We start from the raw sequence: 16,316 nt of genomic DNA, 5'->3' as shown, positions 1-16,316 counted from the left end.
ACGGTGGTTGCCGGCGGCAATATCGATGAAGTGCACCTGCGTCCGAACAAGGCGGTGGAGTACAAGTCGGTGGCGGCGGTGATGGCTTCGGCGCAACGGCTGGGCGTGACCAAGATCGGTATCGTTGGTAACGAGCAGTTCATGGATAGGTAAGTAGTATTTGTTTTCTGTACCAGAGGATAGGCAGGGTTAGGACAGGTTAAAGTCCTTACACCTGCCTATTTTCGTTTTCGATTGAAAGAAGAGCTATGTCCAAATTACGATTTGCACCAATTTTCATCTTGTTGGCAGCCGTGAGCGTGACCACCGCGCTGCCCCTGGCTGGTATGGCTCCGCTGGCCTATGCCGCGGATGACAGCGCTAAAGCCGAGACCGTGCGTCCGGAAATAGGTAAGCCGCTGCAGGCAGCGCAGGCTCTCCTCAAAGAAGAAAAATTCAAAGAAGCGCTGGCCAAGATCGCTGAAACAGACGCTGTCAGCGATAAGACAGCTTACGAAATTTATTTCATCGACCGTCTGCGTGGCGCCGCTGCGGCGCGCGCCGGCGATACCAAGCTGGCTGGAAGCTCGTTTGAAGCAGTGATTGCTTCCGGGCGTCTTACTCCAGACGAACAAGCCAAAATTGTGCACGCGCTAGGCAGCTTGTACTACGATGCAGAAGATTATCCCAAGGCGATTATCTGGCTCACGCGTTCGCTGAAAGAGGGCGGCAACGACCCGCAAACGCGGACCCTGCTGATCCAGTCCTACTATCTGAGCAACGATATTCCACGCGCCACCAGCGAGCTGCAAAAAGACATCGCGGCGGACGAGAGCGCCGGCCGGACGCCATCCGAGCAAACCTTGAAATTGCTGGTCAGCTGCGCACTCAAGGCCAACGATAAGCCCGCCTATCTGAGCTCGCTGGAAAAGCTCAACACCTATTATCCAAAGAAAGAATATTGGCTCGACATCCTCAGCCGCATCCAGAGCAAACCAGGCTTTTCTGACCACCTCACCCTGGATCTGTATCGCTTGAAAGCCGCTGCCGTGCAGCTGCAGACCAGCGGCGAATTCACCGATGTGGCGCAGCTGGCGTTGCTGGCGGGATTCCCGGCCGAAGCGAAAAAGTTACTCGACCAGGGCTATCAGTCGGGTGTCTTGGGCAGCGGCCCGGACGCAGCCAAGCAAAAGCGTCTGCGCGACCAGGCTAACAAAGGGATCGCTGATGATCAGCGGACCATGGCGCAAAGCGAAGCCTCGGTATCCAGCACCAAGGAAGGCACCGGCCAACTCAATCTCGGTTATGCATTGGTCACTGCCGGCCAGTTTGACAAGGGTCTGGCGCTGATGGAGAGCGGTTTGAAAAAAGGCGGGCTGAAGCGTACTGAAGACGCCAAATTGCATCTGGGTATCGCGTATCAACTGGCGGGACAGAAAGACAAGGCAATCGAGGCATTCAAGTCGGTGCAAGGGACGGACGGCACGGCCGATCTGGCGCGCTTGTGGATAGTGCAGGTGAACCATCCCCTCAAATGATTTAAGGCGGAAGCTGGGGCAACAGGCCCTAGCCTTCAGGAAGACAGAGTCGTCTGCGATTGTCCGCAGCGGCTCTGTTTTTTTATGGGTCAGTGATTCGAAGCGACGATGGCTTGTCCAAGAAAAACCAAGTAGTTAATTTTAGTGAGCATCTGGAATCCTGATGGGCGCGCGCAGTGCTGCAGCGGCATCCTCGCCCGAGATCATTTGCACACCAGTCGCTTTGGATCTCTTGACCGGGATACTGCTGCCGGTGACATAGATGACTTCTTCCCTACTGGATGCAGTGTTCGAATCCGTGCCAGAACTTGCGCAGGCAGACAGAATCGGCAAAATAAAGGCGCAAAATATTAGTTTTTTCATGATGTTATTTGCTTTGTCTCCGAAGGTTGGAAAATACGGGTTGTTAAATACCGATCGATAGATCCATGTGTTACATGTTGTTACATTGCGGAAACACAAGATAGCATAACTGCATCTAAAAAAACAATATTGCAAAATTTTTTATGCATTTTCGGGAAAGCCGCCGCTGCCGCTGTCAGATTGGCATCGTGCGGAATCGATGATATGGTGCTTCTCTTACGCCGCAGCCACCAGCCAGAGGCGTATTTCTCCAGCTTTGCTCATCTGATTTCATCCAAATCACAACGGACAAAACATGCACCTCAAACTGCACCTCAAACACGCACTAGCCTTATCCGCCATCCTCACCAGCGGCGCCAGTATCGCCCAGCAATGCCATGCCGGCAGCCAGGCGCTGACTTATCCGATCAGTAAAAAAATCGACCAGGTAGACGACTACCACGGCGTCAAGGTAACCGACCCTTATCGCTGGCTGGAGAATGGCAACAGCGACGATACCAAGGCGTGGATAGAGGCGCAAAACAAACTGACGCAAGGCTTCCTGGAGAAAATCCCAGCCCGTGAAGCGATTCGCGAACGGCTGACCAAGCTGTGGAATTTCGAACGTTTCAGCGTGCCCTTTAAAGAAGGCGGCCGCTATTTCTATAGCCGTAACGACGGCCTGCAAAACCAGGCAGTCTTATACACCGTCAAACAACCCGATGACGCGCCGCGTTTGCTGCTCGATCCCAACCAACTGGCGGCAGACGGCACCGTGGCGCTGGCAGGGATTGCGGTCAGCCCGAATGGCAAGTACCTGGCCTATGGCACTGCTGCGTCCGGCTCCGACTGGAACGAATGGAAAGTACGCGACATCGAAAGCGGCAAGGACACCGCCGATCATTTGCAATGGGTAAAATTCTCGGGCGCATCCTGGACCCACGATAGCTCCGGGTTTTTCTACAGCCGCTACGACGCACCGAAAGAAGTGACCAAGCTGGCCGACGTCAATTATTTTCAAAAACTGTATTTCCATAAAATCGGCACGCCGCAAAACGACGACGTCCTGGTTTACGACCGGCCGGATCAAAAGGAATGGGGCTTCGCCGGCCACGTTACCGACGACGGCAAATATCTGATCGTCAGCATTTCGCAAGGCACCGAACAAAAGAATCGCGTGTACTACAAAGACCTCAGCAAAAAAGATGCGGCAATGCTGCCCTTGCTTGACGATTTTGACGCGTCCTACGATTTCATCGATAACGATGGCCCGGTATTTTTGTTCAATTCCAACAAGGATGCGCCCAAGGGCCGGATCATCGCGATAGATACGCGCCAGCCCGCTGCCGCCAAATGGCGAGTGATCGTGCCCGAGGCTGAACAAACCTTGCAAAGTGCGAACCTGGTCGACCAACGTCTGGTAGTGGATTATCTGAAAGATGCGCGCAGCCAGGTCAAGGTATTCACGCTGGAAGGCAAGCTGATACGCGAGGTGGCTCTGCCAGGAATAGGTTCCGCCAGCGGCTTTGGCGGCAAGCGCCATGACAAGGAAACCTTCTATTCGTTTACCGGTTTTACCACGCCGGCGGCGATTTACCGCTATGACCTGGCAAGCGGCAAGAGCAGCTTGTACCGGCAACCGAAAGTGGCTTTCGATCCAAGCGCTTTCGAGACGCGCCAGGTTTTCTACAGCAGCAAGGATGGCACCCAAGTACCGATGTTCATCGTCTCGAAAAAAGGCTTGAAGCTGGATGGCGGCAATCCGACTTATCTGTACGGTTACGGCGGTTTCAACATTTCACTGACACCGGCGTTCTCGGTCGCCAATCTGGCCTGGATGGAAATGGGCGGCGTGTATGCCTTACCGAATCTGCGCGGCGGTGGCGAATACGGCAAAGCCTGGCATGAAGCCGGCACCAAACTGCAAAAGCAAAACGTGTTCGACGATTTCATCGGCGCTGCACAGTGGCTGATCGCGAATAAATACACGTCGCCGCAAAAGCTGGCGATTGGCGGCGGCAGCAATGGCGGCCTGCTGGTCGGCGCCACCATGGTGCAACGCCCGGAATTGTTCGCCGCCGCGATGCCGCAAGTAGGCGTGATGGATATGCTGCGCTTCCATAAATTCACCATCGGCTGGGGCTGGACTTCGGACTACGGCTCTTCCGACAATGCCGATGAATTCAAAGCCTTGTATGCCTATTCGCCGCTGCATAACCTGAAATCCGGCACCTGTTATCCGGCGACACTGGTGACCACCGCCGATCACGACGATCGTGTGGTGCCGGCCCACAGCTTCAAGTTTGTCGCCACCGAACAGGCCGATCAGGCCGGCGCTGCACCGGTGCTGATCCGTATCGATACCAAGGCCGGACACGGCGCCGGAAAGCCGACCTCGAAGTTGATCGACGAGGTTGCCGACCGCTGGGGATTTTTGACCAAGGTGCTGGACATGCATATTGCGCCTAACGCCGATGCGGTTGCCGGCGAGCCGCTCAAGCCATCGGCGAATTGATAGAGCTCGAATAGCCGTTAGGGATGATCGGCTGCAAAAATAGCTGAGCGGTCCATATTTCACCGGTTTCTTGGTCAATAGCTAGCTATTGACACTGCGAACCCGGCAAAATCTGTCCTCGCTCGGCTATTTTTTCGCTTCGATCCCCTAAGTCCGACAGGCTGCTAGCTGTGCACAACAGCTACGCAACGGCCGCACGCCAGCAGTCATCCACTCTTTCTTCCTGTCAGTGCATTTATAAGAGTTTTCGTAATTCTAAATGTGTTGTAAATTTATTAGCTTTTCGTGTGACATATTTCCCCATCATTGAATTTATACGTGGGGAGTTTGAACATGGTGACGGAACGAGGATTGTCATGTGCTTTGCGACTGATGCTGTCAGGCAGCGTAGCGGTGGGCTTGGGGCTGGCGGGCAATGCGGTCATGGCACAGGAAAGCAGGGCGGCAGAAAAGACCGAAGAAAAGACGGAAGAGCAGGCGCCGCTGCAACGGATTGAAATTACCGGCTCATCGATCAAGCGGATTGCGGCGCAAGGTGCATTGCCGATCACCGTTATCAAGGCCGACGATTTCACCAGACTGGGATCGACTACAGCGGCTGAAGTCTTGTCCAGTATCGCGGGCAACCAGACTCAATTCAATACGTCGTCCAACGTTGGCGCCGGCAGGACGGCTGGCGCGACCGCTGACTTGCGCGGTCTGGGTGACAACAAGACGCTGGTGCTGTTGAACGGCCGCCGTTTGGCCAATAGCGCGTTTGACGGCTCGGCAGTCAATTTAAACGTGATTCCAGTTGCCGCGCTGGACCGGGTTGAAGTACTGCGCGACGGCGCTTCTGCGATCTACGGTACCGATGCGATCGGCGGCGTCATCAACTTCATCACTAAACGTTCGTACACAGGCCTGAACCTGAGCGCGGAAGGCGTCTTGCCTCAGCAAGCTGGCGGCGCTGAAAAACGCGTCAACCTGTCGGGCGGTATCGGCGACCTGGACCAGGATCGCTACAACTTCTTTGGCGTGATCGACTATCACAGCCAAAACGGCGTGAAGGCCGGCGATCGCAATTTTGCCAGACAGGGCGGTCAGAATCCTGGTGTCGGCTTGAACGCCAGCAGCGGCAATTCCTATCCCGCCAACTACTACGACATCAATGCCGGGCAGTCTGGCAATCCTTACGCCGCCTCCGGTTGCAGGCCGCCATATGCATTTACGCGAGGCCGCAGTTGTCGCTATCTCAGCCAGGCAGATATCGGCATTATCCCGAAGTCGGAGGAAATCGCTTTGATAGGTAAGGGCTTGTTCAAGCTGGACGCCGATAATACGGCGTCGATTGAATACCTGCACGCGGAAAGCAAGGTCAAGACACATATCGCCGGTGACGTGTTTGCCGGCGACGGCACAGGTGGCGACGGCGACTACGTGATCAATCCCCGCAGTCTGTATTACCCGGGTCATGGCGTCACACCGGGTAGCGCAAGCGGCGGTCCCTTGTCGCTCAACTGGCGTTCAGAGGAAGCCGGTCAACGTGTCAGTGAATCCAAAAACAGTACTGACCGTCTGTTGCTCAGCCTGGACGGTACGCAGGCCGGCTGGGATTACAAGACTGGCCTGGCTTACGCAATGAGCAAAGCCAGTGATGCTTTGGTCAGCGGCTATCTGAACAACAACATGATCAGAGACGGCTTATTGCAAGGCGTCATCAATCCTTTCGGGCCGCAGAGCGCGGCTGGGGCTGACTATCTGAATCGTGCGCAGGTGCGCGGTGTTAACCTGAATGCCAAGACGCAGGTGAGTTCGCTGGATTTCACCGCCAGCCGTGAACTGTGGCAGTTGCCGGCTGGCCCGCTTGGTTTTGCACTGGGCGGAGAATTCCGTCAGGAACGCGCCGACTTTAACGTTAATTACGCACTTGCCAAACTGTCGGAAAGTACCGGTTCGCAAGACGCCAAGTCAGCCTCCGGCAACCGCAACGTAAAAGCGCTGTTCACGGAATTTAGCGTGCCGATCGTGAAGACGCTGGAGGCGCAATTCGCATTGCGCCAGGATAGTTATAGCGACGTCGGCAGCACGCTTAATCCCAAGCTGGCGCTGCGTTTTCAACCTGCCAGACAGATCATGTTCCGCAGTTCGTACAGCACCGGTTTCCGGGCGCCGAGCTTGTATGAAATAAATGATCCGAATTCAAAGACATATACAGCGGCTCCTTACAATGATCCCGTCTTGTGCCCAGGCGGCGCTGCTGCCCGGGGTGGCATTGCCGCGCGCGACTGCGGGCAGCAATTCATGAGAATGACCGGCGGTAACAAGCGGCTGCAACCGGAAAAATCCAATTCGTTCATGCTGGGGATGGTGATTGAACCGGCGAAGAATCTGACCGCTTCCGCCGATTATTGGAATATCAAAATCAAGAACCAGATTTCCGTGATACCGGAGAACGATATCTTTGCAGATCCGAATAAGTACGCAGATAATTTCGTGCGCAATCCGGATGGTTCCTTGAACCACATCATCGACACCAGGGTCAACCTGGGCAATGTCCATACTTCAGGTTTCGATCTTGGTTTTGCATGGCGTATTCCAAAGACTGCCTGGGGAAATTTCGGCTTGTCTCTGGATGGCACTTATATCACCCAATACGACTATCAATCCGAACTGGGCGGTCCTTACCAGAACAACCTGGCCGAGTATGCGAATGGCATGGTGATTTTTCGCTGGCGCCATACAGCGGCGTTCGATTGGAGCAAAGGTCCGTGGAGTGCTGCTGTCCAGCAGGTTTACACTACCGGTTATCGGGATCAAAACGGTAGCCAGGTTTCTGCGGCTTACAAGGACCATCAGGTCGCTTCGTATACTCGTTACAATCTTTCCGGCAGCTATACCGGCTTCAAGAACCTGACCTTGGCCGCCGGCATCAAGAACCTGCTGAATACGGATCCACCGGCCTCCAACGTAACTGACAATTTTCAAAGTGGTTACGATGCACGTTACGCCGATGCTGTTGGCCGTGCGTTTTTCGTCCGCGGCAACTATCGATTCTAGATTCAAAAAACCAGCGGCTGGATAAGCCGCTGATTTTTATATATTGGATACCTTACTGTCGGAATCTGCATATGTTTCACGAAACTTTTTCCTCATGCTGCATGTCGTGGTATTCCTGTTTCAAGCCCATGTAACATTCGCAAGATCTGGCTTCCAGGCCCTCCCTGTCCAGCACCGTCATGTGTCCGCGCGCATATTGGATCAATCCTTCATCCTGCAGTTTGCCGGCTGCTTCGGCAATCGATTCGCGCCGCACGCCCAGCATCGCAGCTATTGAACTTTGGGTGACACTGATTTCGTTGCCGGGCAAGCGATCCAGCGTCTGCAACAGGCAACGGCATAATTGCTGTTGGACGCTATGATGCCGGTTGCAGACTGCGGTTTGCGACATTTGCGCAAGCAGTGTCTGCGTATAGCGCAGTAACAATTGTTGCAAGGCGCCGTTGCGAGAAAATTCTTCTGCCAGAACGCTGGCCTTAAGCCGGAATCCATAACCTGCGCTTTTCACCATCGCCCGATTCAGGCTCTTGCCGCCGCCCATAAACAGGGACACGCCCAGCACACCTTCATTGCCGATAACCGCAGTTTCCGCTGAGCCGCCATCTTTCATTTCGTGCAGCAGGGAAACGATGCTGCTGGTCAGAAAGTAAATATGATGCAGCTGGCTATCTGCCTCGCATACGGTCATGCCGAACGGCATTGCGACAAATTCCAGATGCGGCAGCAGGCGCCTGAAATCCTCCGCCGGCAGGGCGCCGAGTATGTGATTTTGCAAGGGGTTGTGACCGTATAGTCCGGCAATCCGTAGCGAGGTGAGGTTTTGCGTGCCGGGTTGTATCAGATCGCTGGCGTTTTTCCCGCGCAGGACCGATAGGAGTGCCGTGTTATTTTTCGTGCTCTTTTTCAAGCTGCTGCAACCATTCAATACGTAAGCCATCGCCATCTCCTTTAAGGATGTGGTGGAATTTCTGTGTATTGATCATTGCATCGGTAGCAGGTTTTCGAAATCAGCGCTTGTCTTCTTCTGCTGTAGGAATGCGCTGACACGGTCAGCTTGGCATTGTGCCCAGAGAAAACGCGGCTGCCGCTTTGCGCCAACCGCGTCTGCTTGCCTAGGGGGCTGCACGCTTGCCGTGCGTTCGCACTCCCAGATCAGCCGAAAAAATCACCCGAAATTAAGCGAAATCAAGCGCTAACAGACCCTAGCTGCCGCTTGAAGCGCTGGCGCCCGAGGCTGCCGGGGCGGTGGTGTCAGGAGCCGATGGAGCAGCGGCTGGCGGAGCGACTGCAGGTGCAGCCTGTTGTGCTGCCGGGGGAGTTGTTGCTGAAGGTGCATTGGCGTCATCCGTTTTTTTACATCCGCTGACCGCGATCATGGCAATTGCCGCAACGATAAGTGTCTGTTTGAATAACATATTCTCTCCTTTGCAAGGGCGCAGCATGTCAAACTGCCACCATTAAAAAAATAAAAACGAACTGCTAATGTTTAACTGCTGACGCTTATATCTTTGTGCAAAAAACCGCGAATGTAAAGTTTGAATCTGTAGTTTTAATCTCAGTCAATGCGGCAACAGCAGCTTGCATGCGGCTGCAAGCCGGGCGCAGCGGACGATGATCACCATTTTCCCAGGCGACACGCTAAGTTGGCTGGCGCACAAAATCCATCGGCGTTAGCAATTAATCTTGATCGCGTAATGACACGATAAATCGATCTTGCGGTTTGTCAGCGCAGCAAGCCTGCATTGAATGCAGGACTGTTCGCAGCGATCCATGATCATCTTTGTAAAGGACTTACCATGAAAAATATTCACGCTCTGATGTTGGCCGTTTCTGCATTGCTATGTATTAATCTGGCTCAGGCTCAAACCGCAACTTCTGCCGAGGGCGCTGTTATTGCGCCGGCAGGCAGCGCCGGTGTTAACGCCACTGCCACTACATCCGTCGCTTCCCCTAGCGATCCGCTGGTGCAAAAGCGGCAAGCTGACAGTGACGCAAAGACGGAATACAAAGTTAAGAAAAAAATTGCAAAAGCAAATATGAAAATAGAGAAAGCGGAGGCGAAATCCGATTTGAAACAAGAGAAACTGGAATCGAAGGACGCCCGCGACAAGGCAATGGCAAGCGATCCGATCCCCAAATAAAAGAACGATTCGACATTTGTCATCGACGCCGGCCGCCTGCGAGTGCTACCCCGCAGGCGGCCGCATACCGAAGAAATCAGATATCTTCAAGCGAACTCCTTGTTGGTGAAGTTTGACGCACGTTACGCATAACGCAACAACCTACTAGCGCAAAGCAACGCTTGACATTACTATTCCGGCATCACAAAGGAATAGCTTATGCCGCATCCCACCTCTCTATCCAGTTTTGCCGCCGGCGCCCGCGATACCCTGCCGATGCTGGTTGGCGCCGCGCCGTTCGGCGTTATTTTCGGCGCGCTGGCGGCTGCCGGCCCATTGGCGCCGTGGCAAGGCCAGATGATGTCGCTAGGTGTGTTTGCCGGCTCCAGCCAATTTATCGCGGTTGGCCTTGCAGCGGGGCAGGTAGGCCTGCTGGTGATCTGGATGGCGACTTTTATCGTCAATCTGCGCCACATGTTATATGCGGCGACCTTGCTGCCGCATGTCAGCCATTTGCCGGCGCGCTGGCGTTTCTTGCTGGGCTTTTTGCTGACTGACGAAACCTTCGCCGTGATGAATGCCTACTATCTGAAGCACGCCCATGAACCGAATGGTCATTGGTATTTCCTGGGATCGGGCTTGTCCATGTACGGCAACTGGCAGTTGTGGACATTGGCCGGTTTGCTGTTCGGCACGGCGTTTCCGCAATTGCAAACGCTGGGTCTGGATTTTGCTATGGTGGCGACTTTCATCGCGATTGTGGTGCCGCAATTGTTTCGCTTGCCGCAGCTGGCTGCTGCGGTAGCCGCCGGCGTGTTCGCCTGGTTCTTGCGAGACCTGCCCTACAAACTAGGTTTGCTGGCGGCGATCATGGCCGGTGTCGGCGTCGGCCTGGCGCTGTCGCACTGGCAAGCACTGCAGCGTTCTGCGAGGAGAAAAGCATGATGTACACCACGATGATAATCGGCATGGCGCTGATCACCGTATTTATCAAGGCGGCGATTTTCATGCTCGGCGAGCGCGCAGCGTTTCCGATCTGGCTGAAAGAAGCGCTGGCCTTCGTGCCGGTCACCGTATTGACGGCGATTATCGTACCGATGGTGCTGGCGCCGCACGGCCAGGACATCGAACTGAGCTGGCGCAATCCGCAATTGGTGGCCGCTATCGCTGCGGTTCTGGTGTGTGCAGGAACACGCCGGCAATTGCTGACCATCATGGTTGGACTGGCAGTGTTTTTTGCCTGGCAGTTCGGGGTGTTGGGACGGTAGAGCGTTTGCTGCGATTTGGCTAGGGCCTGTTGACATTCAATTTGTGAGATGCGTTCAAAGCAAAACGTGTGGTGGCAAGGCGCGTGGCGCAGCTGGGGCTGGTGCCCCAGCAAGCCATGCAACGCGGCCAGCGCACGTTTTGCTTTGAACCCTCCGGGAACGGCTGCAGGCGTCGCATGCCGTTGTTGCAGCTCCATGTCGTAACATTCGGTAGCACCGCTACCTCGCGTCACCGCGCCTAGGCACGCAACGCCTGCCGCGCGTTCGCACTCCCAAATTGAATGTCAACAGGCCCTAGCGGCATCCAGAGAATTCCAGATGCCGTATCCAAGTTAAAGAGGAGGCATATCAGGCATGCAGGTAAGCGTCTTCACCATGCAATTCTTCATCCATGCGATCTTGCGTCTCGGCGCCGACCTTGACCGGTGTGAACAGATTGATCAGCCACAGCATGCCGTAGGTAAAGGCAAACGCCCAGATGCCGGACACGATTACCGCGCCGCATTGGGCGAAGAAGAAAGAGCTATTCCCCAGCAATAAGCCATCGGCGCCATTGGCATTCCATGCTTTCGACGCAAACACGCCGAGCAGGATGGTGCCGGCCATGCCGCCGACGCCGTGCACGCCCCAGACATCAAGTGCATCGTCCCAGCCCAGCCGGTTTTTGAGCGCAACTGCATAGAAGCAAATCAAGCCGGCGCAAATTCCGATCACTGCCGCCGTGCCGAGCGAGACATAACCGGCGGCCGGTGTGATGGTCGCCAGGCCAGCCACGCCGCCTGTCAGCAGGCCGACGAATTTCGGTTTCTTGTGATAGAACCACTCGATAAACAGCCAGGTGATGGCGCCGAAGGATGCGGCAACGTCGGTATTCAGGAAGGCGGAAGCGGTGACCGCATCGACCCGGAATTCCGAGCCGGCGTTAAAACCATACCAGCCGAACCACAGCAAGCCCGAACCCAATGCGATCAATGGCACGTTATGCGGTTTGAGTTCCACCTTCTGGCGACGGCCGACGTACAGTACCGAAGCAAGGGCGGCAAAACCGGCAGTGTTGTGCACCACAATTCCGCCCGCATAATCGAGCACGCCCCATTTGGCAAACAAACCGTCGGGACTCCACACCATGTGCACAAACGGGAAGTAGACAAAGATCAGCCAGCCGGTCAGGAACAGGAAATACGCCTTGAAGGTGACGCGGTTGGCAAAGGCGCCGGTAATCAGCGCCGGCGTGATGATGGCGAACATCATCTGGTAGGCCACATGCACGATCAATGGAATGCCGGCATCGTTGCCGGTGTACATGCTCTCCAGGGTGATGCCGTGCAGGAAAGCGTAGTAGGTAGGATCACCGATGACGCCGTGCCAGGACGGGCCGAAGCACATCGAGTAGCCGAAGGCAAACCAGAGCACGGTAGTCCAGCCCAGCGAGATGAAACTCTGCATCATGATGGCCAGCACATTCTTGCGTCCGACCAGGCCGCCATAGAAGAATGCGAGGCCCGGTGTCATCAGCATTACCAGGCTCGAACAAAGCAGCATGAATGCGGTGTTGCCGATATTGATCGGCATGATTGAAGGTGTCATGGATAACTTCTTTTATTTGTTTTAATAGAAATAAGGAGCCGGCTTGGGGGATTCCTGCGTCGGTGTGCCAAAGTCGACCCCATAGCCGATCCCAAAGCCGGTCCGGGAGATATGCATGCTATAGATAAGGAAGTTCTTATAGAAGACGATAAAAAGTCCGTTTATCCGGTATCTCAAGTATTGAATCCTGCAAGGTTTGAAATTTTGTCACCGGATTCTTCAACATCATCGCCAGCTCAGGCCGACGAGCTGCGCCGCCAAACTCTTCAGCTATCCCCATCCTCATCGTGACAAAACGGTCACGGAATCTTCATACCCCTGAAATATTTCACCGCAATACTTCGCTACATCCAAAAGATGCGTGGTGGCAATTACATGACTGAAATCCAACAAGATCGAAGACAGCAGTGCCGCTTTGCGGCAATTCAATTCGGCAGTGCAGTCCGGCAGTTCAGTTCGCAGTTCAGTCTTACACCGCCCCTCCGAAGTAAATCCCCTCATCACGCGACGCCTACTCTCATAAGGAAAACAGGATCATCATGACCAAGAAAAACCGACGCCATTTCTTGCGCACCGCCGGCACCGCGCTCGCCGCCACCGCCTATTCGGCCACTGCCGGTGCGGCCATCCCGGAGGCCATCCGCAGGGCGCTGGCGATTCCCGCCAACAACCGCACAGGCACTATCCGCGACGTTGAGCACGTGGTCATCCTGATGCAGGAAAACCGCTCCTTCGATCATTATTTCGGTACGCTCAACGGCGTGCGCGGCTTTGGCGACCGGTTCCCTATCCCGCTGGCAGGCAAGCGCAATGTGCTGCAACAGACTTATACCGACAAGACCACCAAACAATCGCGCGTGATCCTGCCTTACCATCTTGATAGCAAGATCGGCAATGCCCAGCGGGTCCACGGCACCAGTCATTTTTACGATAACGCACAGGACGCCTGGGACCTGGGGCGCATGAGCAACTGGCCGACCTATAAGCAGACCCAATCGATGGGCTATTACACCTCGGCCGAACTGGATTTCCAGTTCGCGCTGGCGAACGCCTTCACCGTGTGCGACGCCTATCATTGCTCGTTCCACGGCGGCACCAATCCCAACCGGATATTCCACTGGACCGGGAGCAATGACCCTGCCGGCAAAAACGGCGGCCCGGTCATCGATAACAGCCAGGACCACCTGGAACCTTCTACCGACGCTACCAGCTACAGCTGGAAAACCTATCCGGAGCGCCTGCAAAAAGAAGGCGTGTCGTGGAAGGTCTACCAGAACATGCCGGACAACTTCACCGATAATCCGCTGGCCGGTTTTGTGGCTTATCGCCAGTCCAATGAACAGCGCGGCAACGTCGCCGGCGGCGATAATGCCGGTGCGCCTTATCCGGGCTGGCAGCCTAGCGACGACGCCAGCAATCCTTTGTTCAAGGGGGTAGGTAATACCATGCCGGACGGCGGTTTCCTGTCGGCGTTGAAGGAAGACATCGGCGCCGGCACGCTGCCGCAGGTGTCGTGGATCGTGGCGCCCGCGGATTACAGCGAACACCCAGGACCATCCAGCCCGGTGCAGGGCGCCTGGTACATCCAGGAAGTGTTGAATGCGCTGACAGCCAATCCGGCGGTGTGGAGCAAGACGGTGTTGCTGGTTAATTTCGATGAGAACGATGGTTTCTTCGATCACGTGCCGCCGCCTTGCGCTCCGGCTTTTGAAGGTGATCAGCTGGCCGGCCATTCCAGCATCGCCACCGACGGTGAATACTATTCAAAAGCGGCGGCGGCTGCTTACGAAAAACATCCCTACGGCCCTGGCCCGCGGGTACCGATGTATGTGATATCGCCTTGGAGCCGTGGCGGCTGGGTCAATTCGCAAGTGTTCGATCACACCTCGGTATTGCGCTTTCTCGAAGCACGCTTCCATGTCAAGGAAGAAAACATCACACCTTATCGCCGCGCCGTCTGCGGCGATTTGCTGTCAGCCTTCAACTTTGTCAATCCGAATCACGAAGTCTTGCCGACGCTGCCGAAACGCACACGGGCAGAAGCTGACGCCATGCGCGCTCAGCAAGAAAAACTGCAGCAGGTTGCGTTGCCGGCGGAAGGCACTCAGGTGTTTCCGATGCAGGCCGCCGGCGTCAGGCCTTCGCGTGCCTTGCCTTACGAGCTGCACGCCAGCGCCCGGGTCGATCTCAGGAACACCAGGATCAAGCTGAGTTTCCGCAATACCGGCAAAGCCGCCGCGGTGTTCCATGTTTATGATCGCCTGCATCTGGATCGGGTGCCGCGTCGCTATGCGCTGGAGGCGGGCAAGGAGTGGCAGGATAGCTGGGATCTGAATGCTGATCGCGGTGCTTATGATTTGTGGGTGCTGGGGCCGAATGGTTTTCATCGTGGGTTCCAGGGTAATCTGGCCGCGTTGTCTGCTGAAGAGTCGGCTGAGCCTGAAGTGCGGCTTAGCTACGATATCTTCAGCAAACGGATTGCTCTGACGATGGCGAATCGGGGTGAGAAATCTTGTGTCGTCACGGTCAAGCCGAATGCTTATCGCAAGGCGGGGCCGTGGACTTTTCATGTTCCGGCCGGGATGCAGCTGGATCAGCATTGGCCGGTTGGGGCGCAGGGTAATTGGTATGACTTGACGGCGACGGTGGCGTTGGGTGGGTTCAGCCGGAGGTTTGCGGGGCGGATGGAGACGGGGGCGCATGGGGTTAGTGATCCGGCGATGGCGGCTAGCTGAGGCGAAAGACGCAAGCGCTTGTACTCCGTGGTCCGCTAAGCGGGGTCAGAGTGAAGTTTCGGCGTGAAGCTTGCCGAAAGTTCACTCTGACCCCGGTTAGCTACGATCCCGGTTATTAGCGTACCTAGCGAACCGTTAGTTGGTAGGTGGTGGTCTGGCGGTATATCTGGCCGGGGCGCAGGATGACGGCTTCGGCGTCGGGGCTGTTGATCTGGTTGGGGTAGGCTTGCGCTTCCAGGCAGAAGCCGTCGTGTATCGCATAGGGCTGGGCGGCACGGCCGTGTATGCCGGCTAGAAAATTACCGCTGTAAAACTGCAACCCATTCTCGGTGGTCGAGACTGACAACTGACGGCCGGAGCCGGGATCGTAGACTGTCGCTACCTCCCTTAATGCTTGCACGCTGCGGCTTTGGCCAGCGACTTGGGCGTCTTGGTTTTGCGGATGCAGGCAGTAGCAATGGTCGAAGCCGCCAGCCAGTTTCAGCTGGGTATCGGGCCAGGCCAGGCGCGGCCCGATGGGTGCGGGCTGGCGGAAATCGAAGGCGCTGCCGGCAACATTGGCGATGCCGGTCGGGATCAGCTGGCGGTCGATTTGCAGATACTGATCGGCGGCGATCGACAGGATGTGATCGTAAATGTCGCTGCTGCCGCCGTTCAGGTTGAAATAGCCGTGCGAGGTCAGGTTGAGCGGGGTCGGCGCGTCGCTGGCAGCGCTGTAGTCTATGCTCAGGCGGCCGTCATCGTCGAGGCTGTACAAGATCGAAACCTGCAGGTTGCCGGGGAAACCGCCGTCGCCATCCGGCGATTCCAATCTCAGCCGCAATCCATCCGGGCCCGGTTCTGCCTGCCATTGCGCCAGATGAAAGCCGGCGTCGCCGCCATGCAGATGATTGTCGCCATCGTTGCGGTCGACCAGATACTCTGCGCCGTCCACGGCAAAGCGGCCGTTAGCGATGCGGTTGCCCCAACGCCCGACCAGGCCGCCAAAATACGGCGGGTTCTTTTGATAGCCGTCACAGTCCGGATAACCGAGCAGGATATCGGCCACCCGGCCATAGCGGTCCGGCGCCCACCATGAGATCAACGTAGCGCCGCGGTCGCTGATCAAGACCCGCATGTCATGTGCATTGCGTAGCGTATACAGGGTAACGCCGTGTTCGGCGGGCGTGCTGGAGATTGGAATCTGGGTCATC

13 protein-coding genes are annotated in these 16,316 nt (G+C 55.9%); 8 read left to right on the top strand and 5 right to left on the bottom strand.

All coding sequences use genetic code 11. The annotated features are described in order from the left end of the window. Both VNZ60_RS25195 and VNZ60_RS25190 read left to right on the top strand, forming a co-directional pair. On the top strand, positions 1-153 hold a 153-nt coding region (locus VNZ60_RS25195), incomplete at its 5' end, for an ExbD/TolR family protein (protein WP_414648976.1). Positions 154-248: 95 nt separating this feature from the next. Beyond that, a complete protein-coding gene (locus tag VNZ60_RS25190; RefSeq protein ID WP_325664148.1) occupies positions 249-1,517 on the top strand; it encodes a tetratricopeptide repeat protein in 1,269 nt (422 codons plus the stop codon). 141 nt (positions 1,518-1,658) lie between these two features. Here VNZ60_RS25190 and VNZ60_RS25185 read toward each other — a convergent pair whose 3' ends face one another. Next, complete coding sequence (locus tag VNZ60_RS25185; RefSeq protein ID WP_325664146.1) at positions 1,659-1,880, bottom strand: hypothetical protein; 222 nt, start codon at positions 1,878-1,880, stop codon at positions 1,659-1,661. Between the two features lie 295 nt (positions 1,881-2,175). Between VNZ60_RS25185 and VNZ60_RS25180 the strand changes: the two genes are divergently transcribed. Both VNZ60_RS25180 and VNZ60_RS25175 read left to right on the top strand, forming a co-directional pair. Continuing rightward, a complete protein-coding gene (locus tag VNZ60_RS25180) occupies positions 2,176-4,374 on the top strand; it encodes a prolyl oligopeptidase family serine peptidase (RefSeq protein ID WP_325664144.1) in 2,199 nt (732 codons plus the stop codon). 333 nt (positions 4,375-4,707) lie between these two features. Further along, positions 4,708-7,413, top strand: coding sequence for a TonB-dependent receptor (locus VNZ60_RS25175; protein WP_325664142.1), 2,706 nt, complete (start codon positions 4,708-4,710; stop codon positions 7,411-7,413). A 76-nt stretch (positions 7,414-7,489) separates the two neighbouring features. Here VNZ60_RS25175 and VNZ60_RS25170 read toward each other — a convergent pair whose 3' ends face one another. Together VNZ60_RS25170 and VNZ60_RS25165 are read right to left on the bottom strand one after the other, a co-directional pair. Continuing rightward, positions 7,490-8,356, bottom strand: a complete 867-nt coding sequence (locus tag VNZ60_RS25170; RefSeq protein WP_325664141.1) for a Crp/Fnr family transcriptional regulator — start codon at positions 8,354-8,356, stop codon at positions 7,490-7,492. 259 nt (positions 8,357-8,615) lie between these two features. Continuing rightward, positions 8,616-8,828, bottom strand: coding sequence for a hypothetical protein (locus tag VNZ60_RS25165; protein WP_325664139.1), 213 nt, complete (start codon positions 8,826-8,828; stop codon positions 8,616-8,618). Positions 8,829-9,209: 381 nt separating this feature from the next. On the opposite strand from VNZ60_RS25165, the gene VNZ60_RS25160 reads away from it, so the two are divergent. From VNZ60_RS25160 to VNZ60_RS25150, 3 genes are all read left to right on the top strand, one after another. Beyond that, entirely contained in the window at positions 9,210-9,554 is a 345-nt protein-coding gene (locus VNZ60_RS25160; RefSeq protein ID WP_325664137.1) for a hypothetical protein, read from the top strand. Between the two features lie 198 nt (positions 9,555-9,752). Next, entirely contained in the window at positions 9,753-10,478 is a 726-nt protein-coding gene (locus VNZ60_RS25155) for an AzlC family ABC transporter permease (protein ID WP_325664135.1), read from the top strand. Then, complete coding sequence (locus VNZ60_RS25150; RefSeq protein WP_325664133.1) at positions 10,475-10,801, top strand: AzlD domain-containing protein; 327 nt, start codon at positions 10,475-10,477, stop codon at positions 10,799-10,801. Before VNZ60_RS25155 ends, VNZ60_RS25150 begins: the two co-directional genes overlap by 4 nt. 348 nt (positions 10,802-11,149) lie before the next feature. Here VNZ60_RS25150 and VNZ60_RS25145 read toward each other — a convergent pair whose 3' ends face one another. Beyond that, the gene (locus tag VNZ60_RS25145; protein ID WP_325664130.1) at positions 11,150-12,388 is read right to left on the bottom strand and encodes an ammonium transporter; all 1,239 of its coding nucleotides are present in this window, start codon (positions 12,386-12,388) and stop codon (positions 11,150-11,152) included. A 539-nt stretch (positions 12,389-12,927) separates the two neighbouring features. Between VNZ60_RS25145 and VNZ60_RS25140 the strand changes: the two genes are divergently transcribed. After that, positions 12,928-15,123, top strand: a complete 2,196-nt coding sequence (locus VNZ60_RS25140) for a phosphocholine-specific phospholipase C (protein WP_325664129.1) — start codon at positions 12,928-12,930, stop codon at positions 15,121-15,123. 124 nt (positions 15,124-15,247) lie between these two features. On the opposite strand, the gene VNZ60_RS25135 is transcribed toward VNZ60_RS25140, so the two are convergent. Further along, the gene (locus tag VNZ60_RS25135; RefSeq protein ID WP_325664127.1) at positions 15,248-16,315 is read right to left on the bottom strand and encodes an aldose epimerase family protein; all 1,068 of its coding nucleotides are present in this window, start codon (positions 16,313-16,315) and stop codon (positions 15,248-15,250) included. Position 16,316: the final 1 nt, after the last annotated feature.

This window comes from Collimonas sp. (assembly GCF_035566375.1).
Classification (GTDB): Bacteria; Pseudomonadota; Gammaproteobacteria; order Burkholderiales; family Burkholderiaceae_D; genus Collimonas.
Note: the sequence above shows the minus strand (reverse complement) of the source record. Positions and strands in the feature narration are given on the sequence as shown.